The 663-nt window shown below is 42.1% G+C and carries 1 protein-coding gene; it reads left to right on the forward strand.

The features are described 5' to 3' along the window. Positions 1 to 497: ParB/RepB/Spo0J family plasmid partition protein (locus tag RTW80_RS26720; protein ID WP_223717513.1), on the forward strand; the 497-nt coding region annotated here is incomplete at its 5' end. Positions 498 to 663 lie beyond the last annotated feature (166 nt).

The raw sequence follows: 663 nt of genomic DNA on the forward strand, positions 1-663 counted from the left end.
GTGCTTATGAACGTGGTCAGCGTTATGCAAGCCGATTGCAGAATGAATTTGCTGGAAATATTTCTGCGCTGGCTGATGCAGAAAATATTTCACGTAAGATTATTACCCGCTGTATCAACACAGCTAAACTGCCTAAATCAGTTGTTGCTCTTTTTTCTCATCCCGGTGAACTATCTGCCCGGTCAGGTGATGCACTTCAAAGAGCTTTTACAGATAAAGAAGAATTACTTAAGCAGCAGGCATCTAACCTTCACGAGCAGAAAAAAGCAGGAGTGATATTTGAAGCTGAAGAAGTCATCACTCTTTTAACGTCTGTGCTTAAAACGTCATCTGCCTCAAGAACTAGCTTAAGCTCACGACATCAGTTTGCTCCTGGAGCGACAGTGTTGTACAAGGGCGATAAAATGGTGTTAAACCTAGATAGATCTCGTATTCCAACTGAGTGTATAGAGAGAATTGAAGCCATTCTTAAGGAACTTGAAAAAGCGGCACTTTGATGCGGCACGTTTTAGTCTACATTTATCTGTCTTTACTTAATTTCCTTTAGCACAGGCTAGAAAACATAACTAACTGGCCTGAATATTATATCTGGGACCACGGTCCCAGTTGTATTGTCGGTCTGATAATCAGTCTGGGACCACGGTCCCACTCATATTGTCGGTC

The organism is Escherichia sp. AM3, from assembly GCF_032029835.1.
GTDB lineage: Bacteria > Pseudomonadota > Gammaproteobacteria > Enterobacterales > Enterobacteriaceae > Escherichia > Escherichia coli.